Here is a 21,409-nt window from a genome sequence, read left to right on the forward strand (position 1 = left end):
CCCCGCTGGACGCCCGCGCAGCACCTGCTATCCGAGTTCGATGTCGTCACCCGTCGTCACGCGCTTCGCGCCCTCGCCCACGGGCTACCTCCATATCGGGGGCGCCCGCACCGCGCTGTTCAACTGGCTCTACGCGCGCCATCACGGCGGGCGCATGCTGCTGCGCATCGAGGACACCGACCGCGAGCGCTCGACGCAAGGCGCGATCGACGCGATCATCGAGGGCATGCGCTGGCTCGGCCTCGACTGGGACGGCGATGTGATCTTCCAGTACGCCCGCGCCGAGCGCCACCGCCAGATCGCCGAGAGCCTGCTGGCCTCGGGCAACGCCTACAAATGCTACGCGACGGCGGAGGAACTCGCCGAGATGCGCGAGCGCGCCCGCGCCGAGGGGCGTCCCTCCCGCTACGACGGGCGCTGGCGCGACCGCGACCCCGCCGAGGCGCCGGCCGGCACGCCCTACGTGATTCGGCTGCGCGCGCCGACCGAGGGCGAGACCGTGGTGGAGGATGCGGTGCAGGGCCGCGTGACCTGGGCCAACCGCGACCTCGACGACCTCGTCCTGCTGCGCTCGGACGGCACGCCGACCTACATGCTGGCGGTCGTGGTGGACGACCACGACATGGGCGTCACCCAGATCATCCGCGGCGACGACCATCTCACCAACGCCGCGCGCCAGACCCAGATCTACCGCGCGCTCGGCTGGGACGTGCCGGCCATGGCCCACATCCCGCTCATCCACGGGGCGGACGGGGCCAAGCTGTCGAAGCGCCACGGCGCGCTCGGCGTCGATGCCTATCGCGACCTCGGCTACCTGCCGGCGGCGCTCCGCAACTACCTCGTGCGCCTCGGCTGGAGCCATGGCGACCAGGAGGTCTTCTCCACCGACGAGATGGTGTCGGCCTTCGACCTGAAGGCGATCGGCCGCTCGCCCGCGCGATTCGACTTCGCCAAGCTGGAGAACCTCAACGGCCTCTACATCCGCGGCGCGGCGGATGCCGATCTGGTGGCCGGCATCGAGGCGATGCTGCCGAACGTGGGCGCGGCGCGCGGCCTCTCGGCGCCCCTCCCGGACGATCTGCGCGAGACCTTCATCGCGGCGATGCCGGGGCTGAAGGAGCGCGCCAAGACCCTGATCGAGCTCCTCGACAGCGCCTACTACCTCTACGCCGCCCGCCCCCTCGCCCTGGACGACAAGGCGAAGGGTCTTCTCGGGGACGAGGGCCGGGCGCGGCTCGCAGGCGTGCTGCCCGCGCTGGAGGCATTGCCGGACTGGAATGCGGCGGCGACCGAGGCGGCCGTGCGGAACTTCGCCGAGAGCAGCGGCGTGAAGCTCGGGCAGGTGGCTCAACCCTTGCGTGCAGCTCTGACCGGGCGCACAACTTCTCCGCCGCTCTTCGACGTGATGGCCGTGCTCGGGCGCGCGGAAAGCCTCGCGCGCCTGCGCGACCAGGCTGCGCGAAGCTGACGCAGACCTGACATCGCGGCCCGGATTTCGCTTTGGCGGTAGGGGCGGCCAGGGGCCGCCCCGTTGAAGGCGCACCGTCGATCCGCTAACCCGATGGTCCTGTGAGCACCTGCAACATAAAGGCGGGGCTCGGGGCCCCGGCCGCCGGACGATGCGGCGCGAGGCCGGCACCGCATCCGTCTGCCAGGAAAGGTCCACGTCCCATGAGCGGAACCAGCACCATCACCGTGGACGGGAAGCAGGTCGAGCTTCCGATCAAGAAGGGAACCATCGGTCCGGACGTCGTCGACATCGGCAAGCTCTATGCCCAGACCGGTGCCTTCACCTTCGACCCGGGCTTCACCTCGACCGCCTCGTGCGAGTCGAAGATCACCTATATCGACGGCGACGAGGGCGTGCTGCTCTACCGCGGCTACCCGATCGAGCAGCTCGCCGAGAAGGGCGACTTCCTCGAGACCTGCTACCTGATGCTGTTCGGCGAGCTGCCGACCGCGGCGCAGAAGGCCGATTTCGACTACCGGGTCACGCGCCATACCATGGTGCACGACCAGATGAACCGCTTCTTCCAGGGCTTCCGCCGCGACGCCCATCCGATGGCGGTGATGGTGGCCTGCGTCGGTGCGCTCTCGGCCTTCTACCACGACTCGACCGACATCTCGGACGAGCAGCAGCGGATGATCGCCTCGATCCGTATGATCGCCAAGATGCCCACCCTCGCGGCGATGGCCTACAAGTACTCGATCGGCCAGCCCTTCGTGTATCCGAAGAACGAGCTCGACTACACCTCGAACTTCCTGCGGATGTGTTTCGCGGTTCCGTGCGAGGAGTACCAGATCAACCCGGTCTTCTCGCGTGCGCTCGACAAGATCTTCATCCTGCACGCCGATCACGAGCAGAACGCCTCGACCTCGACGGTGCGTCTGGCTGGCTCCTCCGGCGCCAACCCCTTCGCCTGCATCGCGGCCGGCATCGCCTGCCTGTGGGGCCCGGCCCATGGCGGCGCCAACGAGGCGGCGCTGAAGATGCTGATGGAGATCGGCACCCCCGACCGCGTCGACGCCTACGTCGCCAAGGCGAAGGACAAGAACGATCCCTTCCGCCTGATGGGCTTCGGCCACCGGGTCTACAAGAACTATGACCCGCGCGCGCGCATCATGCAGACCACCACCCACGAGGTGCTGAAGGAACTCGGCAAGCAGGACGATCCGCTGCTCGAGGTCGCGGTGAAGCTCGAGGAGATCGCCCTCAAGGACGAGTACTTCATCGAGAAGAAGCTCTACCCGAACATCGATTTCTATTCGGGCATCACCCTCAAGGCGATGGGCTTCCCGACCGACATGTTCACGGTGCTGTTCGCGCTGGCCCGCACGGTCGGCTGGATCGCGCAGTGGGCCGAGATGATCGAGGATCCCTCGCAGAAGATCGGCCGCCCGCGCCAGCTCTATATCGGCTCCGACCGGCGCGACTACGTGCCGATCACCCAGCGCGGCTGAGGCGGCTTACGCCCCCTGGCCTGAACGGAAGGGGCCGCCCCGGATGCGGGGCGGCCCCTTCGCGTCGAACCCTTGAGGCGGCTCGCGCATTGATCCCCGTCGCAACGGAGGGTCACGCAGCCATGGGTCTCGTCTTCGCCTTGCTTCTGATCGTGCCGCCGCTCGGGCTCGCCGCCTACGAGTTGCAACAGATGCGCGGGGTCCGTCCGCTCTGACGGGGCGGCGGAATCGGACAACGAAAAAGGCCGTCCCCTCGCGGGGACGACCTCGTCACGGCACCGGCGATGGCCGGGCGGCGGGTTACTTGATCTTGGCTTCCTTGAACTCGACATGCTTGCGCGCGACGGGGTCGTACTTGCGCATGCTGAGCTTCTCGGTCTGCGTGCGGGAGTTCTTCTTGGTGACGTAGAAGTAGCCCGTGTCGGCAGTGGAGATGAGCTTGATCTTGACGGTGACGGCCTTGGCCATGTTGCGGCGCTCCAGAATCTCGCGGCATTCCGCGTGAGCGAAACGCAAGAACGAAAAGGGCCGGGCAGGCCCGGCCGAATACGGGCGCGTGAATGCCCGATCCGGCACAAAAGGTCAAGCGGGAACCGGTCCCGGAACCGGCCCACGGCCGGGCTGTAGCCCTTACAGATCCTGATCTGACCGGATGCCGTCGAGGCTCTCGTCGAGGGTCCTGACGAGGCTGCGGGCGATGCCGACGAGGGCCGTGATCATCGGCGTCGAGGGCTCGCGCCGCGCCGCCACCAGGCCGATCGTGTGCTCCAGGTTCGGCGCGGTGATCGGGATCGCGCGCACGCCGTCCATGGGCCCCAGGGTGTCCACGAGGATCGCCGGCATCACGCTCGCCCAGCGCAGGGTGCGCACATGGGTCATCAGCACGATCATCGAGTTCGATTCGAGGGTCGCGGCGGGCTCGCCGCCGGCCGCGCGGATCTGCTGGTCGATGATCCGCCGGTTCTGCATGTTGGGCGTGAGCAGGCAGAGCGGGATGCGCCCGACCTCGGCCCAGGTCACCGAGGCGCGGTCGTCGTAGGGGCCGCCGGCGGCCGTGAGCAGGGTGTAGCGCTCGCGGTAGAGCGGCACCGCGATGACGCGGCCGAGGGGCTCGTTGTCGAGATAGGTCAGGCCGGCATCGGCCTCGAGGTTCTCGATCAGCGAGAAGATGTCGTGCGAGGTGGTCGATTCCACGGTGAGCCGCACCCCCGGATGCCGGGCGCGGTAGGGCGTCGTGAGGCTCGCCACCATGGGCAGCGCGGTCGGGATCGCGGCGATGCGCAGATGCCCGGTGAGGCCCTTGCGGAGCGCCGACACGTCCTCGTGCATGGCCCGCGCGTCGGCGACGATGCGGCGGGCCCATTCGAGCACGCGCTCGCCCTCTGGCGTGAAGCCCTGGAAGCGCGAGCCGCGCAGCACGAGCTGGACCCCGAAGCGGTTCTCCAGCTGCTTCACCCCGGCGGAGAGGGTCTGCTGGGTCACGCCGCAGGCTTCGGCCGCATGGCCGAAATGCTGCTCGCGGGCGAGCGCGAGCAGGAAGTCCAGCTTGTCGATCACGGGCGCATCCGGGCCGGCCAGGGCGCGGACGGCGCTTGGCGTGCCGGAAGGTAGGACGCGTGGCCGTCCCCCACAATCGGGGCCGGCGGCATGGCACGCCCCCGAAATGCGAGGACCGGCGGCCGGATCATCTCCGGTCGCCGGTCCTCGCATTTCGGGTGGTGACGGCGCTGCCCGAGGGGCGTCAACCCGCGTCGCTGGCGCCTTCGCCGAGCTTGTGCGGATCGTGCGTGGCGGGCCGCACCGGCCCTTCCTCCGCGGCCTTGGGACCGCGGATCGCGCGCTGCACCAGGATATCGGCGCGATCGCCCATGTCGGGCAGGGCGGTGGAGAGCCGGTCCACCATCCGCGGCGTCCAGAAGGCGGTGATGTGCTTCTGGACGCCCGCCACCGCCTCCTCCTCCGGGTAGGACCGGAAGAAGGTCGCGATCTGGTTGGCCATGCGGAGGAGCTTGTCCTCCTGGGTCATCACGCTCATCGCCTCACTCCGCGGCGGCCTGGGCGATCCGGGTCAGGGAGAAGTCCTCTTCGTAGAACTTCGCCTGCCAATCGGAGGGCCGGTTGGTGCGCCGCACCTGCACCGCCGTCACCTTGTACTCGGGGCAGTTCGTGGCCCAGTCCGAGTAGTCGGTGGTGATGACGTTGGCGCCGGTCTTGGCGTGGTGGAAGGTGGTGTAGACCACGCCCGGCTGCATGCGCTCCGAGATCTTGGCCTTCAGCGCGATGTCGCCGGAGCGGCTCTCCAGGGCGACGAGGTCGCCGTCCACGATGCCGCGCAGCTCCGCGTCGAAGGGATGGATCTCCAGCACGTCCTCCTCGTGCCAGCGCGAATTGTGGGTGCGCCGGGTCTGCGCGCCGACATTGTACTGGGAGAGGATTCGGCCCGTGGTGAGGATGAGCGGGAACTTCGCCCCCGTGCGCTCCTCGGTCGCCACGAACTCGGTGATCATGAACCGGCCGAGACCGCGCACGAAGCGGTCCACGTGCATCATCGGTGTACCGAGCGGCGCCTTCTCGTTGCAGGGCCACTGCACCGAGCCGAGCTCCTCGAGCTTGGCGTAGGACACGCCGGTGAAGCTCGGGGTGAGCGCCGCGATCTCGTCCATGATCTCGGACGGGTGGCTGTAGTTCATCGGGTAGCCCAGCGCGTTGGAGAGGAGCACCGTGCCCTCCCAGTCGCCGTAGCCGCCCATCGGGGGCATGACCTTGCGCACGCGGCTGATGCGGCGCTCGGCATTGGTGAAGGTGCCGTCCTTCTCCAAGAACGAGGCGCCCGGCAGGAAGACGTGGGCGTATTTCGCGGTCTCGTTCAGGAACAGGTCCTGCACGACGATGCATTCCATCGCCTTGAGGCCCGACGTGACGTGGTGCGTGTCGGGATCGGACTGCGCGATGTCCTCGCCCTGGATGTACATGCCCTTGAAGCTGCCATCGACGGCCTCGTCGAGCATGTTGGTGATGCGCAGGCCCGGCGCGTTGTCGAGCTTGGCGCCCCAGAGGGACTCGAAGCTCTCGCGGGTGGCGTCGTCGGCGACGTGGCGGTAGCCCGGCAGCTCGTGCGGGAACGAGCCCATGTCGCAGGAGCCCTGCACGTTGTTCTGGCCGCGCAGCGGGTTCACGCCCGCGCCCAGCATGCCGATATTGCCGGTGGCCATGGCGATGTTGGCCATGCCCATCACCATGGTCGAGCCCTGGCTGTGCTCGGTGACGCCCAGACCGTAGTAGATGCCGGCCGCACCGCCCTTGGCGTAGAGCCGCGCCGCGCCGCGCACCTGCTCGGGATCGAGCCCGGTGAACTGCTGCTGGTTCTCCGGCGAGTGGCGCTCGTCGGCGATGAAGCGGGCCCAGGACTCGAACTCGGCGAGATCGCAGCGCTCGCGGACGTAGGCCTCGTCGATCAGCCCCTCGGTGACGATGACGTGCGCCAGCGAATTGATGAAGGCGACGTTGGAGCCGGGCTTCAGGGGCAGGTGATAGTCCGCCTTGATGTGGGGCGACTTCACGAGGTCGATCTTGCGGGGATCGGCGACGATGAGCTTGGCGCCCTCGCGCAGGCGCTTCTTCATGCGCGAGCCGAAGACCGGGTGGCCGTCGGTCGGGTTGGCGCCGATCACCAGGATCACGTCGGAATGCGCCACGGAGGCGAAGTCCTGCGTGCCGGCCGAGGTGCCGAGCGTCGACATCAGGCCGTAGCCGGTCGGCGAGTGGCAGACGCGGGCGCAGGTGTCGACGTTGTTGTTGCCGAAGGCCGCGCGCACCAGCTTCTGGACGAGGTAGGCCTCCTCGTTGGTGCAGCGGGATGAGGTGATGCCGCCAACCGAATCCTTGCCGTACTTGGCCTGGATGCGCTTGAACTCGGAGGCCGCGCGGTCGATCGCCTCCTCCCACGACACCTCGCGCCACGGATCCGTGATCTTCTCGCGGATCATCGGCTTGGTGATGCGGTCCTTGTGGGTGGCGTAGCCGTAGGCGAAGCGGCCCTTGACGCAGCTATGTCCGTCATTCGCCTTGCCGCCCTTGTAGGGCACCATGCGGACGACGCGGTCGCCCTGCATCTCCGCCTTGAAGGAGCAGCCCACACCGCAATAGGCGCAGGTCGTGACCTCGGCGTGCTCCGGCTGGCCGTATTCGTGGATCGACTTCTCCTGGAGCGTGGCGGTCGGGCAGGCCTGCACGCAGGCGCCGCAGGAGACGCACTCCGATTCCATGAAGTTCGTCGGGCCGGCGGCGACGCGGCTGTCGAAGCCGCGGCCGGCGATGGTCAGCGCGAAGGTGCCCTGCACCTCCTCGCAGGCGCGGACGCAGCGGTTGCAGACGATGCACTTCGACGGGTCGTAGGTGAAGTACGGGTTCGACTCGTCCTTCGGCAGATAGCGCTCGGAGCTCGGGCGGACGTGGTTGTCGCCCTCGTAGCCGTAGCGCACGTCGCGCAGGCCGACGACGCCCGCCTGGGTCTGCAGCTCGCAATCGCCGTTCGCCGCGCAGGTCAGGCAGTCGAGCGGGTGGTCGGAGATGTAGAGCTCCATCACGCCCTTGCGCAGGCGCGCCAGCTTGTCCGTCTGCGTGTGCACCACCATGCCGTTCTCGGCCGGCGTGGTGCAGGAGGCGGGCGTGCCGCGCCGTCCCTCGATCTCCACGAGGCAGAGGCGGCAGGAGCCGAAGGGCTCCAGCGAGTCGGTGGCGCAGAGCTTGGGGATCTGCGTGCCGGCGGTCATCGCCGCGGCCATCACGGAGGTGCCGGCCGGAACCGTCACGGACATGCCGTCGATGGTCAGCGACACCGTCTGCTCGGCGACGCGGATCGGCGTGCCGTAGTCGATTTCCTTGATGAGGGCCATGGACGCCTCCTCACTCGGCCGCGACCGGGAAGGACCCGGCCGGCCTGAAATCCTCGGGGAAATGGGTGATGGCGCTCATGACGGGCATCGGGGTCAGCCCGCCCATGGCGCAGAGGGAGCCGTCGGTCATGACCTCGCAGAGGTCCTCGACGAGCTTCAGGTTGGCCTCGGGCCGAATGCCCTTGATCACCTTGTCCATCGTCTCCAGCCCACGCGTCGCGCCGATGCGGCAGGGCGTGCACTTGCCGCAGGATTCGGCGGCGCAGAACTCGAAGGCGAAGCGGGCCTGGCTGGCCATGTCGACGGTGTCGTCGAAGACCACGATGCCGCCATGACCGACGAGGCCCTTCTTGGCGGCCATCGCCTCGTAGTCGAGGGGCGTGTCGAGGAGGTGGTCCGGGAAGTAGGCGCCGAGCGGGCCGCCGACCTGCACCGCGCGCACCGGACGGCCGGAGCGCGTGCCGCCGCCGAACGACTCGATCACCTCGCGGATGGTGATGCCGAAGGCCACCTCGATCAGGCCGCCCTGCAGGATGTTGCCGGCGAGCTGGATCGGCAGCGTGCCGAGCGAGCGGCCCATGCCGTAATCGGCGTAGGCCTTGGCGCCGTGCTCCAGGATCCACGGCACGGCCGTGAAGGTCATCACGTTGTTGACGAGGGTCGGCTTGCCGAGGAAGCCCTTGAGCGCCGGGATCGGGGGCTTCGCCCGCACGATGCCGCGGCGGCCCTCCAGGCTCTCCAGGAGCGAGGTCTCCTCGCCGCAGATATAGGCGCCGGCACCGAGCCGGACCTCCAGATGGAAGGTCTTGCCCGAGCCGAGGATATTCTCGCCGAGGACGCCGGCCTTCACGCCGTTGGCGATGGCCTCCTTCAGGGCCTCGAAGGCCTGGGGATATTCGGAGCGCAGGTAGATGTAGCCGCGCGTGGCGCCGGTCGCGACGCCTGCGATGGTCATGCCCTCGATGAGGTTGAAGGGGTCGCCCTCCATCATCACCCGGTCGGCGAAGGTGCCGGAATCGCCCTCGTCGGCGTTGCAGACCACGTATTTCTGGTCGGCCTGCGCCAGCATCACGGTGTTCCACTTGATGCCGGCGGGGAAGCCGGCACCGCCGCGGCCGCGAAGCCCCGACTCGCGCACCTGCGCGACGATGCCCTCGGCATCGAGCTTCAGCGCGGCCTCAAGGCCGCGATAGCCGCCATGCGCGCGGTAATCCGCGACGGAGACCGGATCGATCACGCCGCAGCGGTGGAAGGTCAGGCGCTGCTGGCGCGCCAGGAAGGGGATCTGCTCAGGGTCGCCGAGGCGCAGGGCATGCGCGCCGCCCGTGGTCAGGCCGGCATCGAGCAGGGCATCGACATCCTCGATCTTCACGGGGCCGTAGGCGATCCGGCCCTCGGGGGTGCCGACCTCGACCATCGGCTCCAGCCAGAACAGGCCGCGCGAGCCGGTGCGGACGATGGTGACGTCGAGGCCGCGGCTCTCGGCCCCGGCGAAGAGGGCGCGGGCGACCTTGTTGGCGCCGAGGCCGAGCGCGACGGCGTCGCGCGGGACGTAGATCGTGACGCTCACTGGCGCACCTCCGTCAGGGCGACCTCGAGGACGTCGACGGTCAGGTGGGCGACCGGCTCGCCGTCGACGAGGGCGGCGGGACCGTTGGCGCAGAGGCCGAGGCAGTAGACCGGCTCGACGGTGCAGTTCCCGTCCGCCGTGGTGCCGTGCCAGTCCGTGCCGAGCTGCTTCAGGATGTCGGCATGGAGCGCGTCGCAGCCCTGCGCCTGGCAGGCCTCGGCGCGGCACAGCTTCACCGTGTGGCGGCCGGCCCGCTCGCGGCGGAAGTCGTGATAGAAGGTGATGCAGCCGTGGACCTCGGCGCGCGAGAGGTTCAGCGCATCCGCGATCAGCGGCACGGCGCCCTCGTCCACGTAGCCGAAGGCCTCCTGCAGGGCGTGCAGGATCGGCAGCGTGGCGCCTTCGAGGTGTGTGTGCTCTGCGATGATCCCGGCGGCGCGCGGAGCGCTCCAGGGTTCGAAACGCGGCATCGTTCCCTACCCACTTTTTTCCATTTCTAAGTGGGGAGATGAACAGAAATGCCGGTTCCCATCAATCAAGTGGTCCGGTTGTCTGACAAAGGATCTCTGTCAGGCTGTAACCTTGGCCCACCGGATACGGTGCCTGCGCTCTCGGGTGACGCAGGGGGAAGCCTTTCAAGCGCGTCCGGCTCGTCAGAAGAATTTTGTTAAGGCTTGGCCGTAGACACCCCCAGTCAGGCCTGGACTGGGGGCATCTGCACTAAATTTCTGCCGAGTGGCGGCGGCGTGCCCCGCCGGGGTGCCAAGCCGGCTCAGAACTCCATGTCGAGCTCTTCGATCTCGTCCGGCTCGTGGGCGGCGGCCTCGGCCCATTCCGTCATCAGCGGCCAGCGCAGGATGGTGTCGCGATAGGCGGCGGCGCGCGGCGGCAGCTTCACGTCGTAGGTGCGGAATCTGGTGCAGACGGGGGCGTACATCGCATCCGCCAAGGTCGGGCGCTCGCCGAACAGGAACGGGCCGTCGTAGCGGGCGAGGCAATCGTCGACGATCGTGACGATGCGGTCGATGTCGCCCCTGGCGCCGTTGAAGACCTTGAAGTTCGGGTGGAAGGCCTTGAGGTTCATCGGCAGCGCCGAGCGCAGGTTGACGAAGCCGCCATGCATCTCGCCCGAGATCGAGCGGCAATGGGCGCGGGCGGCCGTCTCCTGCGGCAGGAAGCCGGCCGCGGGATAAGTCTCGGTGAGGTATTCGGCGATCGCCAGCGTGTCCCACACGACGATGCCCTCGTGGCGCAGGCGCGGCACCAGGAACGAGGGCGAGAGGTGCAGGAGCTCGGCGCGGCTCGCGGCGTCGTCGCCCGAGAGGATCTCCGTCTCGAAGTCGAGATCCGCCATCCGGCAGATCAGCCAGCCGCGCAGCGACCAGGACGAGTAGTTCCGGCTCGAGATCGTCAGCGTCGCCTTCGGCATGGCCCATCGCCTCCCGGGATGCGCGCCTGCGCCGCGAGGGGAACCTCGGCGCAGGTCGTCGATTCTGTCCGATTCGCCGCATCCAAGACTCGTGCCGTTCGCCCCCGTGGTGCAAGGGGCGACGGCGGCGATTTCCGTCGAGGCTGGTTAAGAGCGCCCTAGTCGCGCCGCAGCAGGGCGGCGACCTCGTCCTCCTCGGCGGTGGTGAGGCGGCGCTCGGGCGGGGGCGCCTTGCGGCGGGCGAGCCGCCAGATGCCGAACCCGCCGAGCAGGATCGCGAGGAGCGGCGTGGCCCAGAGCAGCAGGGTGTGCAGGCCGAAGACGGGGCGCAGCAGCACGAACTCGCCGTAGCGCCGCACCACGTAATCCTCGACCGCCTGGTTCGTGTCGCCGGCCTTCAGGCGCTCACGCACGATCAGGCGCAGATCCTTGGCCAGCGGCGCGTCGGAATCGTCGATGGACTGGTTCTGGCAGACGAGGCAGCGCAGGCCCGCCGAGATCTCGCGGGCGCGGTGCTCCAGGGTCGGGTCCGGCAGCACCTCGTCCGGCTGCACGGCCCGGGCCGGGCCGGCGGCGAGAAGGGCGAGGACGAGGAGGGCCGCGGCTCTCATTCGGCCGGCACCGCGGCGGGAGGCAGGCCCTTGGCCCGGGCCCGTACCGGCGCGCCGACCCGCATGCGCCGGTCGGTCAGCGAGAGGCCGCCGCCCAAGGCCATCACCACCGCGCCGAGCCAGATCAGCAGCACGTAGGGCTTGTGGTAGAGGCGCAGGCCCGCCCCGTCCGGCTGGATCTCGCCGAGGCTCGCATAGACCTGGCTCGCGCCGACCGTGAGCAGGCCCGATTCCGTCACCGCCATCTGCCGGCTCGGATAGAAGCGCTTCGAGGTCTCGACATGGCCGATCTCGTCGCCCGCCTTGTTGCGGATGGTGAGATAGGCCACGGTCTCCTCGTAGTTCGGGCCCGTGCGCGGCGCGACCCGGTCGAGGGTCGCGACATAGGGGCCCGCGGCGAGCGTCCCGCCGGATTTCAGGGTCGCGAGCCCCTCCGTCGCCCAGCCCTGGGCGGCGATGCCGAGCACCACCACGCCGACGCCCGCATGGGCGATCGCCGTGCCCCAGGCCGAGCGCGGCAGGCCGAGCGCCCGTCGCCAGATCACGCTGGCGCCGCGGGCGCGGGAGGCGCCGTAGCCGCGGGCGCGGCTGATGATCTCGAGGGCCGAGCCGACGATCAGGTAGGCGCCGAGCCCGACGCCCACGGGCGCGAGCACCGGCCCGCCCCAGTGCAGGGCCGCCGCACCGAGGCCGACGGCGAGCGCCGCGGCCATCGCCGCGAACAGGCGCTGGGAGGCGGCCAGCGCGTCGCCCCGCTTCCAGGCGAGTGCCTGGCCGAAGGGAACGATGAGCAGCAGCGGCACCGCGAGCGGCACGAAGGTGAAGTTGAAGAAGGGCGGCCCGACCGAGATCTTCTCGCCCGTCAGCATCTCGAGGAGCAGCGGGTAAAGGGTGCCGACGAACACCGTGGCGCAGGCCGCCACCAGGAACAGGTTGTTGAGGACGAGGCTGCCCTCGCGGGAGATCGGCGCGAACAGGCCGCCCTGGCGCAGCAGCGGCGCGCGCCACGCGAACAGGGTCAGCGAGCCGCCGATGAACAGGATCAGGATCGCGAGGATGAAGACGCCGCGGGTCGGGTCGGTGGCGAAGGAATGCACCGAGGTGAGCACGCCCGACCGCACGATGAAGGTGCCGAGCAGCGACAGCGAGAAGGTGAGGATGGCGAGCAGCACCGTCCAGACCTTCAGGGCGTCGCGCTTCTCCATGACGACGGTGGAGTGCAGGAGCGCGGTGCCCGCGATCCAGGGCATCAGCGAGGCGTTCTCGACCGGGTCCCAGAACCACCAGCCGCCCCAGCCGAGCTCGTAATAGGCCCAGTACGAGCCCATCGCGATGCCGAGCGTCAGGAAGCTCCAGGCGATCAGCGTCCAGGGCCGCACGGCGCGCGCCCAGACCGCGTCGATGCGCCCGTCGATGAGCGCGGCGACCGCGAAGGCGAAGGTGATCGAGAAGCCGACATAGCCGACATAGAGGAGCGGCGGATGGATCGCGAGGCCAGCATCCTGCAGGAGCGGGTTGAGGTCGCGCCCCTCGATCGGCGCGGGCATCACCCGGCTGAAGGGGTTCGAGGTCGCGATCATGAAGAGCACGAACACGAAGGTGATGAAGCCCTGGACCCCGAGGGTGTTCGCCCGCAGCACGGGCGGCACGGCGCTCTTGGCCACCGCGACGCAGGCCCCGAACAGGGTGAGGATCAGGACCCAGAGCAGCAGCGAGCCCTCGTGGTTCCCCCAGACGCCGGAGATCTTGTAGATGAAGGGCTTGGCCGTGTGGGAGTTGTCGACCACGTTCTGGACCGAGAAGTCCGAGGTGGCGTGGGCGTAGGTCAGCGCCGCGAAGGCGAAGAGCACGCAGGCGAAGCTGCCGAGCGCCGCCTGCACCGCCACCTGCCGCAGGGCGGGCTCGCCCGCACGCGCGGCCCAGACGGGCATCACCGCCTGGACGAGGGAGAGCGCCAGCGCGAGCGCCAGCGCGAAGTGACCGGTCTCGACGAGCACTGCCTCACACGTCCTTCTGAACCATCAACCGTACGTCGCATCCCCTGCTCAGCGCTCGCTGCGCGGCCCGAGGGTCTTGTCCGCCGCCGCGGCCTTGTCCTGGCCCGCGCCTTTGCCCGCGCCCTCCTGCCAGCGCCCCTGCGCCTTGAGCGCGTCGGCGACCTCGCGCGGCATGTAGGATTCGTCGTGCTTGGCGAGCACGGTGTCGGCCCGGAACAGGCCGCCGGGCTCCAGCCGCCCCTCCGTCACCACGCCCTGGCCCTCGCGGAACAGGTCGGGCAGCAGGCCCTTGTAGTGCACCGGCACGGTGGCGTTGGTGTCGGTCACCGTGAACTCGATCGTCTGGTCGGGCCCGCGGCGGAGCGAGCCCTCCTGCACCAGGCCGCCGAGGCGGAAGCGCACGCCGGGCCCGACGCCCTGCGCGGCCACCTCCGTCGGCGAGCGGAAGAACACGATGGACCCGCTCATGGCGGTGAGGATGAGCCCCACGGCCAGGACGAGCACCGCGCCGCAGACGCAGATCAGGACCAGGCGGCGGCTCTTGCGGGTCACGTGCGTCCTTCCCATGGCTGCCGGGCCGCCCGAACCAGGGGGCCGGCCGCTTTCGTTCAGAGGGGTGTCGGCCCCGGCGCGCGCCCGGTCAAGTCCGCGGGCCCGGACCGATTGTCCGGGGGGCCTCGATCCGGGGCCCGGTCAGGGCTTGCCGGGACGGCCGGGCAGGCTCAGCTCACGCGCCAGCAGATCGAGGCGCCCGCCCGCGGCGCTGTCGGCGGCCAGCGCCATCCGCGCCCGCTCGAGCACCTGGGCCGCGCGGTCGCGCTCGCCGAGCGCGCTGTAGGAGCGCACCAGCCGCAGCCACTCGTCCGCACTGCCGCCCTTGGCCGCGAGGCGCCTGTCGAGGCCGGTCACCATGGTGCGGATCGCGGCATCGCGCTCGGCCGGGGGCATAGCGGTGACGGCGGCGACCGCCGCCTCCGTATCCGCACGGGCCGTTCCCTGGGCACGCGCCTCGCCCGCTCCCGGCGGCGCCGCCTCCGAGGCGAGGCCGAGATCGCGCATCCCCGTCTCCAGGCGCTCCAGACCCTCCGGGTCGTCCTTCAGGGTGGCGCGGGCACGGTTCACGGCGGCGAGCGCCCGGTCGCGCTCGCCCAGCACCATGCGGGAGCGGACGAGGCGCAGCCATTCCTCCGGCGTGCCGCCGCCATTGGCGAGGCGCTGGTCGAGCCCGTCGACCATGGCGCGGATCGCGGCCTCCCGGTCGGTCGGCGGTCCGTCCCGGCGCATCGGCGCGGGGGCGCCCGCGGCGGGCGCCGGCTCGCTCTTCAGGCGGGCGAGCGTCTCGCGGACGAGGCCGAGCCAGGGCGCGTCGGCGGAGCTTGCCGCCTCCAGCGCCTCGAGCTGGCTGATCGCCTCGGCCGTGTCGCCCGCCTGCTCGGCGGCGCGGGCGAGATAGAAGCGGGGCTTGGCCGCCTTCGCGTCGAGCATCAGCGCGCGGTGGAACACGGCCCGCGCCTCCGGCGGCACGACCCCGTTGCCCGCCGCGACCAGGGCCTCGCCCCAGTTCGACAGCACCTCCGGCGTCTCGCCCTTGAGGCGGGCGACCGATTCGTAGGCGTGGGCGGCGTCCGTGAAGCGGCCCATCCGCATGTAGACGGGGGCGAGCACGGTCCAGCCGCGGGCGTCGCTCGGATCGCTCGCGAGCTTCGCCTCGATCTGGCCGATCGCCTTGAGGAGGTCGCGATCGCCGCCGAGCGCCGCCTGCCGGTCGGCCTCGGTCTGGGCGGGGAGGTTCGGCGAGCCGTAGAGGCCGTAGGCCAGGAGCGCGACGAGGGGGATCGTGGAGAGCGCGAAGGCGGAGGCGGCGCGGCGCTGGCGCAGGCGCGGCTCGGCGAGCGCTGTCTCGTCGCCGGCCGTCGCGGCGCGGTTCGCCCGCAGCAGGCGGCGCGCCGCCTCGGTGCGGGCGGCCTCGGCCTCCGCCGGCGCGATCAGGCCGCGGCCGAGGTCCCGCTCGATTTCGGCGAGCTGGTCCTCGTAGAAGCCGGTCTCGGTGGCGGTGTGCCCCGGCTCGGACGGCGCCTGCGTCGTGCGGCGGGACATCGGCCAGAGCAGAGCAAGAACCGCGGCGGCGGTCATGCCCGCGAGAATGAACCAGATCGGCGTCATCGGACCCTATCGATCGGACCGAACTCGGGCCCGTGCGCCAGGGTACGGGCGGGCTCCTGCCCGCACGATCCCCGGATTCGGCGACACGGTGTCACGCGAATCACGCCCGGAAATCAAGAGCGCGGCGCCGGCCGGGCCGGCGGCCCGGGATTGCAACGCCCATCTGGGACGTTCTCGTCTGGACTTGGTTTCACCTTGGACCGTTGTGCGACGCGTCTTGCATTTTGCTCTGCGATATTTTCGCTAGACTGTTGCCGTGCTCCGCGAGCTGTGCCAGGAAGGTCGCGTCCGCATAAGGCTTGGCGGGAGAGCCCAGACCGGCGTGAGCCGGTTATGGCGTCGTGGAGCGACCGCCCCCGGAAGCTTCAAGGCACAATCCCGTGGAGTTGGACGATCTGGAGTGTGACGCCTGAGGCGTCCCGACGAGCTTGAGAGCCGCGCGCGTCTCTTCGGCTCCCAGGTACTCGCGACAGAGGGGGGCAGCCGAGTGGTTGACGGGCCACGGGCCCGCTGTCGTGGAGAATGCGGCATGTTCCGAGACGACGCCTTCCAGGACGATCCCACCGACGCGTTCGAGTATGTGCTCGACCGGCCGGACCAGTGCTGGAACTACGAGCCCTCGCGGGCCGAGGTGTTCAAGGAGTTCAGCGCGGCCGTCTACACCACGGATGCCGAGGGCTGGCTGACCTACTACAACGATGCGGCGGCCGAGCTCTGGGGTTTCCGTCCGGTGCTGGGCAAGGCGCGCTGGTGCGGCTCCTGGCGCCTCTACGAGCATGACGGCACGCCGGTGCCCCATGGCGAGAGCCCGCTGGCCGTGGCCCTGCAGACGGGCGTGATCACCCGCGGCCAGCAGATGCTGCTGGAGCGGCCGGATGGCACCCGCGTGCCGATCATCCCCAGCCCGACCCCGCTGCGCGACCAGAACGGCACCCTGGTCGCCGGCTCGAACGTGCTCCTGCGCGTGTCCTCCGGCCGGCCGCGGCTGCGCCCCCGCCGCGAGGCCGAGCGGCCGCACCTCGCCATGATGGCCTGAACCCGGATCTCGCCCCGCCCTTGGCCATCGGCCGGTGCCGCCCCTAAATGAGGCGGCGCCGGACCGGCACGGGATGCCGGTCCGACGGGGAAACGGGGATCGATGACCGAAGACCAGCCCGAACCGCTCGACGAGATGACCCGGCTGCAGGCCAAGTTCGCCGCGATGGAGATCGTCGTCGGCGTGCTGATCGGCCGCCTGTCGGAGGAGAATCCCGAGATCCGCGAGGACGTGAAGCGGGACGTGTCCGTGATCCTCGCGGACATGGCCGGCGGGAGCGAGAGCGAGGAGCTGGTCGTCGCCGAGGTCCGGCGCGCGGCCGCGCTCCTGACGAGCGTCTCGGTGTCCTGACCGCCGGATCCCTCTCCCCGGCGCGTCCCGGGCGGCGTATGATCGCCGTGTCGCGGCGGTCGGCGCCGCACCGGCAGAGCGGATCGGAGGGAGCATGTCACAGCCCGCGGCTTCCACGTCCGGCACGATCGGGTCCGGCACGCTCACGGGCGATGCGGCAGGCAAGACCTGCCGCCTGATCCGGGCCGATCGCTCGGTCCGGGGCAAGCAGGGCCTCGACTACACGGTCGGCATCTCGGCCGAGAGCGTCGGGGCCCAGGGGATCCACCTGCAGCTCGTGACGATCCCGCCGCTGGCGCGGGCCAAGGCCCACCTGCACGAGGGGCACGAGACGGCGATCTACGCGCTGAGCGGCGTTTCCGGCTGCTGGTACGGCGAAGGCCTGGAGGAGCACGCGGTCGTCCAGCCCGGCGACTTCTTCTACATCCCCGCCGGGGTGCCGCACCTGCCCTACAATCCGAGTGCCGACGAGCCCTGCATCGCGGTCATCGCCCGGACCGACCCGAACGAGCAGGAGAGCGTCGTGCTCCGGCCGGATCTCGACGCGGTCCATGCCGGCCCGGTCGGTTCCTGACGGACGGCCCGCGGCCATAACGCAGTTGTGACAGGTCGCGGCCGCGCTCGAGCCGCGCGGCGCGGAACTGGGTTGCGCATGAACGCTTGATGCGCTGCCGATTGTCCGGGTTCACCCGAAAACCAGTGACGGCGCCTGACGACCTCTTCGATCCGGAGATCGCCATGACTTCATCGCGCCCAGCGGCCGCCTCGAGCGTGGAGCGCCAGCCGTCGCCCGCCGCCCTGCGCGGCCTCGACGCCCTCAACTTCTTCCTGGCCGACGTGCGCGACGGGCTCGGCCCCTATCTCGCCATCTACCTGCTGGCCGTGCGCGGGCCCGACCAGGGCTGGAACGAGGCGACGATCGGCCTCGTCATGACCATCGCCGGGGTCGCCGGCCTGATCGCCCAGACGCCGGCCGGGGCGCTGATCGACCGGACGCGGGCCAAGCGCGCCATCGTCATCGCCGCCGCCCTCGCGGTGACCGCGAGCTGCCTCGTCCTGCCCTGGATCTCGAACTTCTACCTCGTAGCCGCGACGCAGTCGCTCTCCGGCATCGCCGGCGCGATCTTCCCGCCCGCGCTCGCCGGCATCACGCTGGGCGTCGTCGGGCCGAAGCTGTTCTCGAAGCGGGTGGGGCGCAACGAAGGCTTCAACCATACCGGCAACGCCGTCTCCGCCCTGCTCGCGGGCGGTCTTGCCTACCTGTTCGGCCCGGTCGTGGTGTTCTGGCTGATGGGCGTCCTCGCCGTCTGCTCCATCGGCGCGATGCTGATGGTGCCGGCCTCCGCGATCGACGACGACCTCGCCCGCGGGCTGGATTGCGCCGAGACGCAGGATTGCCATCAGGCCTCCGGCCTCAAGGCGCTCTTTCAGAACCGCAACCTGCTGCTGTTCGCCGTGCTCTGCGCGGCCTTCCACCTCGCCAACGCGGCCATGCTGCCCTCGGTCGGCCAACTCCTGACGAAGGTGGTCGGCAAGGATTACGCGACCTCGCTCATCGCGATCTGCATCGTCGCCGCCCAATGCGTGATGGTGCCGCTGGCGGTGATGGTCGGCCACAAGGCCGACAGCTGGGGCCGCAAGCCGATCTTCCTGGCGGCCTTCGGCTTCCTGGCCCTGCGGGGCGTCCTCTATACTTTCTCGGACAACCCCGTCTGGCTCGTGGCGGTCCAGTGTCTCGACGGCATCGGCGCCGGCATCTACGGGGCGCTGTTCCCCATCGTGGTGGCGGACCTGACCCGCGGCACCGGTCGCTTCAACGTGGCGCAGGGCGCCGTCTCGACGGCACAGGGGCTCGGCGCCTCATTCAGCGCCACGCTGGCCGGGGTGCTCATCGTCTCCTCCGGCTATTCGGCTGCCTTCCTGGTGCTGGCCGCGGTCGCAGCGGCGGGTTTTGCCGTCTACCTGCTGTTCATGCCGGAGACCTACGGCTACGAGCCGCGCGGGAACGGCACCGCCCCGTCGCCACCCGCATCCCTGGCCGTCCCGGCCGAGTAGGGCAGGGCGGATCGCCTTCGGGCCGCGCTCGCGGGAGTGGATCTAGCTGGAAGAACTGGCGGAGGGAGCGGGATTCGAACCCGCGATACCGTTTCCGGTATACACACTTTCCAGGCGTGCGCCTTCAACCACTCGGCCACCCCTCCCGACCCCTCATCGGCGCGGCGCGCGGCGATGAGGCCGGCTGCGCAGGATGCGGAGTGGCGCGTGCTGTACCCGCCAGGACAGCCGCGCGCAAGGCGCTTCGCCACGAATTGCGCCGGCTGCCCGCGCGGAACGGGCGCGTGGCTCGCTCGTTGAAGGGGGAAGCTGCGCCGCAGCCGCCCGGTCCGCTCCCGAAGCGCCGGTCGGTTCGGCGCGCGGAACGCATCACATCGAGCCTGGAAGCGGTACGTTCGGGTCGGCCGCCGCTCCAGTCCGCCAGCGAGGAGGTTCCCATGAGCCTGATCGGACGCATCGTCACCAAGATCCTCGGCAACGAGGACCGGCCCGTCGCCCGCGACGGCCGCAACGCCGATTCGAGCACGCCGATCGGGCGGCTCGTCACCAAGATCCTGCGGAAGTAACCCGCGGCCACGGCACGGGCTCGGGCCCGTGCCGCCTACAGGCCGAACAGCGCCATGATCCCGGAGACGATGGCGTAGACGAAGCCGGCATTCAGGGCGACGCCCACCACGCCGATGGCGAGGCCGACCAGCACGACGATGCCGTCGCGCTCCACCAGGCCCAGGCCGACGAGGCAGACCGCGAGGCCGAGCGGGATCTGGCCGATCACCGGCGCCGCGACGATCAGCGCCATCGCGAGGGTCAGGAGCGCCACCCCCATCCCGCGCATGCCGAGCGCGCTCTCGAACACGCTCATGCGCGGGCGCGACCAGCGCTCCAGGCGCTGCAGCAGAGGCACCGCGCGGTCGACCGCCCGCTTCACGTCCTGCCGGGGAATCGAGCGGCCGAGCAGCCGGCTCGGCAGCCAGGGCGCCGACATTCCGGCCGCGATCTGGATCGCGACGAGCAGCAGCAGCAAGCCGCAGACCAGAGGGATCGGCGGCGGCATCGGCAGGCAGTTCGGCAGGCCGAGCAACACCACCAGCAGCGCGAAGGCACGGTCGCGCAGCACGGCGACGATGTCGCCGACCGTCAGACGGTCCCCCTCCTGGCTCGCCAGGATCGTGAGGACTTCGGACGTTCGTGCACCGGAATACAAGGTTCGACCGCGGTTGGCTGTCCCGGCGCGGCTCTAGCCGAGTTCCTGACGGTCGCCAAGTTCCGAGGTCCGTCCCGGTCCGCGATCGACCGCGCGCCGGCGGCCGCGGAGGGGCGCGCCGATTCGCGGCCATCGATGGGCCGGGGATTTCCTTCAGGTTTGATTTTTGAATAAAACGTATACTTTAACGAATGAATGCAATTTATATTCTTGTTCTGTTCGATGACAATGACTCAGTAATTATATGATTATTGCCATTTTTCGATCGTTATGCCGAAACTGACACCGATACCAAGTTTTCTCGTCACGGATGTATTTCTTCTGAGGTTCGCCTGTTGGCTGTATGGCTGGCAAGTCGCGGATGGAGAGCCGCAGGGCGCAGCATCGTTGCGCTGCTGATGCTGGCATCGACGTCCGCCCGTGCGGACGAGACCTGGAATCTCCTGCTGTTCGGCAGTCTCGATGCCGGAGCCTCGACGTTCTTCTCCAGGGGCGCGAAGCTCGGATTCGATCGACTCGACCGCGACGGTTTCGTCGTGCTGGCGAGCGTGGGGGCCGGTCACAGGGCGGAGCGCGCGACGTGCGCCTGCGCACCTGCCGGCACCGTCTCGCGCGCCCGGCGGACGATGATGGGCGCGGCCCTCCTCGGTCACCAATGGTTCCACGACTGGGGCGTCGTCGCGCTCTATGCCGGTCCCGAGGGCTCGGTCGAGATGCTGACCGACCGATTCGGCAGCGTGCTGCTGCCGCCGCGCTACGGCCTGCGCCTGCACGGCGAGATCTGGGCGCGCCCGACCGACGACACCCTGGTCCAAGGCACCGCGATCCTCGGCACGGCGCGGATGGATGCCTGGACCCGCCTCGCCTGGGGCTACCGGCTCTGGGGCGCCTATCTCGGCCCGGAGGCGAGCCTCTACGCGGATTGGCTCGGCTATCGGAAATGGGCGCTCGGCCTGCACGCCACCGATTTCGACCTCGGCCGCTTCAGCCTGCGCGTCTCCGCCGGATTCCAGACGGAGACCGGCTTGCGCGATCCCTATCCCTATCTCGCGGTCTCGGCCTGGACGCCGTTCTGAAGCTCCGGCGCGTCGCCCCTTGCCGCGCCGCCGGCCGCGGGCAAGGTATGGCGGGGCCGGA

At 69.9% G+C, this 21,409-nt stretch carries 20 protein-coding genes and 1 tRNA gene; 8 read left to right on the plus strand and 13 right to left on the minus strand.

Features of this window, described 5'->3' with window-relative positions; translation table 11 throughout:
* Positions 1–40 precede the first annotated feature (40 nt).
* Both gltX and gltA read left to right on the plus strand, forming a co-directional pair.
* On the plus strand, positions 41–1,468 hold the full coding sequence (gene gltX, locus MTDSW087_RS09095; protein ID WP_144762986.1) for a glutamate--tRNA ligase: 1,428 nt from the start codon (positions 41–43) through the stop codon (positions 1,466–1,468).
* Positions 1,469–1,671: 203 nt separating this feature from the next.
* Positions 1,672–2,961, plus strand: a complete 1,290-nt coding sequence (gltA, locus tag MTDSW087_RS09100; protein WP_144762988.1) for a citrate synthase — start codon at positions 1,672–1,674, stop codon at positions 2,959–2,961.
* A gap of 300 nt (positions 2,962–3,261) precedes the next feature.
* On the opposite strand, the gene rpmG is transcribed toward gltA, so the two are convergent.
* The 11 genes from rpmG to ccmI all read right to left on the minus strand — a co-directional run bounded on the left by rpmG (position 3,262) and on the right by ccmI (position 15,626).
* Positions 3,262–3,429 (minus strand): 50S ribosomal protein L33, encoded by a 168-nt coding sequence (gene rpmG / locus MTDSW087_RS09105; protein ID WP_142584571.1) that lies wholly within the window; start codon positions 3,427–3,429, stop codon positions 3,262–3,264.
* A 162-nt stretch (positions 3,430–3,591) separates the two neighbouring features.
* Positions 3,592–4,518, minus strand: a complete 927-nt coding sequence (locus tag MTDSW087_RS09110) for a LysR family transcriptional regulator (protein ID WP_144762990.1) — start codon at positions 4,516–4,518, stop codon at positions 3,592–3,594.
* 184 nt (positions 4,519–4,702) lie between these two features.
* A complete protein-coding gene (locus MTDSW087_RS09115) occupies positions 4,703–4,996 on the minus strand; it encodes a formate dehydrogenase subunit delta (protein ID WP_144762992.1) in 294 nt (97 codons plus the stop codon).
* 4 nt (positions 4,997–5,000) lie between these two features.
* Positions 5,001–7,856, minus strand: coding sequence for a formate dehydrogenase subunit alpha (gene fdhF, locus MTDSW087_RS09120; RefSeq protein WP_144762994.1), 2,856 nt, complete (start codon positions 7,854–7,856; stop codon positions 5,001–5,003).
* Between the two features lie 10 nt (positions 7,857–7,866).
* Positions 7,867–9,426 (minus strand): formate dehydrogenase beta subunit, encoded by a 1,560-nt coding sequence (locus MTDSW087_RS09125; protein ID WP_144762996.1) that lies wholly within the window; start codon positions 9,424–9,426, stop codon positions 7,867–7,869.
* Entirely contained in the window at positions 9,423–9,896 is a 474-nt protein-coding gene (locus MTDSW087_RS09130) for a formate dehydrogenase subunit gamma (RefSeq protein WP_144762998.1), read from the minus strand. Before MTDSW087_RS09130 ends, MTDSW087_RS09125 begins: the two co-directional genes overlap by 4 nt.
* A gap of 302 nt (positions 9,897–10,198) precedes the next feature.
* The gene (locus MTDSW087_RS09135) at positions 10,199–10,855 is read right to left on the minus strand and encodes a glutathione S-transferase family protein (RefSeq protein WP_144763000.1); all 657 of its coding nucleotides are present in this window, start codon (positions 10,853–10,855) and stop codon (positions 10,199–10,201) included.
* 158 nt (positions 10,856–11,013) lie between these two features.
* Positions 11,014–11,466, minus strand: a complete 453-nt coding sequence (locus MTDSW087_RS09140) for a cytochrome c-type biogenesis protein (protein ID WP_144763002.1) — start codon at positions 11,464–11,466, stop codon at positions 11,014–11,016.
* Entirely contained in the window at positions 11,463–13,463 is a 2,001-nt protein-coding gene (locus MTDSW087_RS09145) for a heme lyase CcmF/NrfE family subunit (protein WP_144763003.1), read from the minus strand. The genes MTDSW087_RS09140 and MTDSW087_RS09145 overlap by 4 nt, the downstream gene beginning before the upstream one ends.
* A gap of 48 nt (positions 13,464–13,511) precedes the next feature.
* Positions 13,512–14,015: a cytochrome c maturation protein CcmE gene (gene ccmE, locus MTDSW087_RS09150; RefSeq protein WP_144763005.1), complete on the minus strand. Its 504-nt coding sequence runs from the start codon at positions 14,013–14,015 to the stop codon at positions 13,512–13,514.
* A gap of 141 nt (positions 14,016–14,156) precedes the next feature.
* Entirely contained in the window at positions 14,157–15,626 is a 1,470-nt protein-coding gene (gene ccmI, locus MTDSW087_RS09155; protein ID WP_144763007.1) for a c-type cytochrome biogenesis protein CcmI, read from the minus strand.
* A gap of 529 nt (positions 15,627–16,155) precedes the next feature.
* Here ccmI and MTDSW087_RS09160 point away from each other — a divergent pair.
* From MTDSW087_RS09160 to MTDSW087_RS09175, 4 genes are all read left to right on the plus strand, one after another.
* The gene (locus tag MTDSW087_RS09160; protein WP_186383790.1) at positions 16,156–16,662 is read left to right on the plus strand and encodes a hypothetical protein; all 507 of its coding nucleotides are present in this window, start codon (positions 16,156–16,158) and stop codon (positions 16,660–16,662) included.
* 102 nt (positions 16,663–16,764) lie between these two features.
* The gene (locus MTDSW087_RS09165; protein ID WP_144763010.1) at positions 16,765–17,013 is read left to right on the plus strand and encodes a hypothetical protein; all 249 of its coding nucleotides are present in this window, start codon (positions 16,765–16,767) and stop codon (positions 17,011–17,013) included.
* Between the two features lie 94 nt (positions 17,014–17,107).
* Positions 17,108–17,587 carry a cupin domain-containing protein gene (locus tag MTDSW087_RS09170; protein WP_144763012.1) on the plus strand — a complete coding sequence of 160 codons (480 nt, stop codon included), beginning with the start codon at positions 17,108–17,110 and terminating at the stop codon, positions 17,585–17,587.
* Positions 17,588–17,751: 164 nt separating this feature from the next.
* Positions 17,752–19,068 (plus strand): MFS transporter, encoded by a 1,317-nt coding sequence (locus tag MTDSW087_RS09175; protein WP_144763014.1) that lies wholly within the window; start codon positions 17,752–17,754, stop codon positions 19,066–19,068.
* A gap of 56 nt (positions 19,069–19,124) precedes the next feature.
* On the opposite strand, the gene MTDSW087_RS09180 is transcribed toward MTDSW087_RS09175, so the two are convergent.
* Positions 19,125–19,214, minus strand: a tRNA-Ser gene (locus MTDSW087_RS09180).
* Positions 19,215–19,505: 291 nt separating this feature from the next.
* Between MTDSW087_RS09180 and MTDSW087_RS09185 the strand changes: the two genes are divergently transcribed.
* Positions 19,506–19,634 carry a TFIIS helical bundle-like domain containing protein gene (locus MTDSW087_RS09185; protein ID WP_144763016.1) on the plus strand — a complete coding sequence of 43 codons (129 nt, stop codon included), beginning with the start codon at positions 19,506–19,508 and terminating at the stop codon, positions 19,632–19,634.
* A 35-nt stretch (positions 19,635–19,669) separates the two neighbouring features.
* On the opposite strand, the gene MTDSW087_RS09190 is transcribed toward MTDSW087_RS09185, so the two are convergent.
* Positions 19,670–20,272: an exopolysaccharide biosynthesis protein gene (locus MTDSW087_RS09190; RefSeq protein WP_280525258.1), complete on the minus strand. Its 603-nt coding sequence runs from the start codon at positions 20,270–20,272 to the stop codon at positions 19,670–19,672.
* A 398-nt stretch (positions 20,273–20,670) separates the two neighbouring features.
* On the opposite strand from MTDSW087_RS09190, the gene bcsS reads away from it, so the two are divergent.
* On the plus strand, positions 20,671–21,348 hold the full coding sequence (gene bcsS, locus MTDSW087_RS09195; protein ID WP_144763018.1) for a cellulose biosynthesis protein BcsS: 678 nt from the start codon (positions 20,671–20,673) through the stop codon (positions 21,346–21,348).
* Positions 21,349–21,409: the final 61 nt, after the last annotated feature.

The organism is Methylobacterium dankookense, from assembly GCF_902141855.1.
Taxonomy (GTDB): domain Bacteria; phylum Pseudomonadota; class Alphaproteobacteria; order Rhizobiales; family Beijerinckiaceae; genus Methylobacterium; species Methylobacterium dankookense.

What these genes read in the sequence shown, in the direction of transcription:
- MTDSW087_RS09185 (WP_144763016.1), top strand. Translation starts at nt 19,506, where the DNA reads ATGAGCCTGATCGGACGCATCGTCACCAAGATCCTCGGCAACGAGGAC.
- MTDSW087_RS09160 (WP_186383790.1), top strand. Translation starts at nt 16,156, where the DNA reads ATGTTCCGAGACGACGCCTTCCAGGACGATCCCACCGACGCGTTCGAG.
- fdhF (WP_144762994.1), bottom strand. Translation starts at nt 7,856, where the DNA reads ATGGCCCTCATCAAGGAAATCGACTACGGCACGCCGATCCGCGTCGCC.
- MTDSW087_RS09130 (WP_144762998.1), bottom strand. Translation starts at nt 9,896, where the DNA reads ATGCCGCGTTTCGAACCCTGGAGCGCTCCGCGCGCCGCCGGGATCATC.
- bcsS (WP_144763018.1), top strand. Translation starts at nt 20,671, where the DNA reads ATGCTGGCATCGACGTCCGCCCGTGCGGACGAGACCTGGAATCTCCTG.
- MTDSW087_RS09170 (WP_144763012.1), top strand. Translation starts at nt 17,108, where the DNA reads ATGTCACAGCCCGCGGCTTCCACGTCCGGCACGATCGGGTCCGGCACG.
- MTDSW087_RS09165 (WP_144763010.1), top strand. Translation starts at nt 16,765, where the DNA reads ATGACCGAAGACCAGCCCGAACCGCTCGACGAGATGACCCGGCTGCAG.
- gltA (WP_144762988.1), top strand. Translation starts at nt 1,672, where the DNA reads ATGAGCGGAACCAGCACCATCACCGTGGACGGGAAGCAGGTCGAGCTT.
- MTDSW087_RS09140 (WP_144763002.1), bottom strand. Translation starts at nt 11,466, where the DNA reads ATGAGAGCCGCGGCCCTCCTCGTCCTCGCCCTTCTCGCCGCCGGCCCG.
- MTDSW087_RS09175 (WP_144763014.1), top strand. Translation starts at nt 17,752, where the DNA reads ATGACTTCATCGCGCCCAGCGGCCGCCTCGAGCGTGGAGCGCCAGCCG.
- gltX (WP_144762986.1), top strand. Translation starts at nt 41, where the DNA reads ATGTCGTCACCCGTCGTCACGCGCTTCGCGCCCTCGCCCACGGGCTAC.
- MTDSW087_RS09115 (WP_144762992.1), bottom strand. Translation starts at nt 4,996, where the DNA reads ATGAGCGTGATGACCCAGGAGGACAAGCTCCTCCGCATGGCCAACCAG.
- ccmI (WP_144763007.1), bottom strand. Translation starts at nt 15,626, where the DNA reads ATGACGCCGATCTGGTTCATTCTCGCGGGCATGACCGCCGCCGCGGTT.
- MTDSW087_RS09135 (WP_144763000.1), bottom strand. Translation starts at nt 10,855, where the DNA reads ATGCCGAAGGCGACGCTGACGATCTCGAGCCGGAACTACTCGTCCTGG.
- rpmG (WP_142584571.1), bottom strand. Translation starts at nt 3,429, where the DNA reads ATGGCCAAGGCCGTCACCGTCAAGATCAAGCTCATCTCCACTGCCGAC.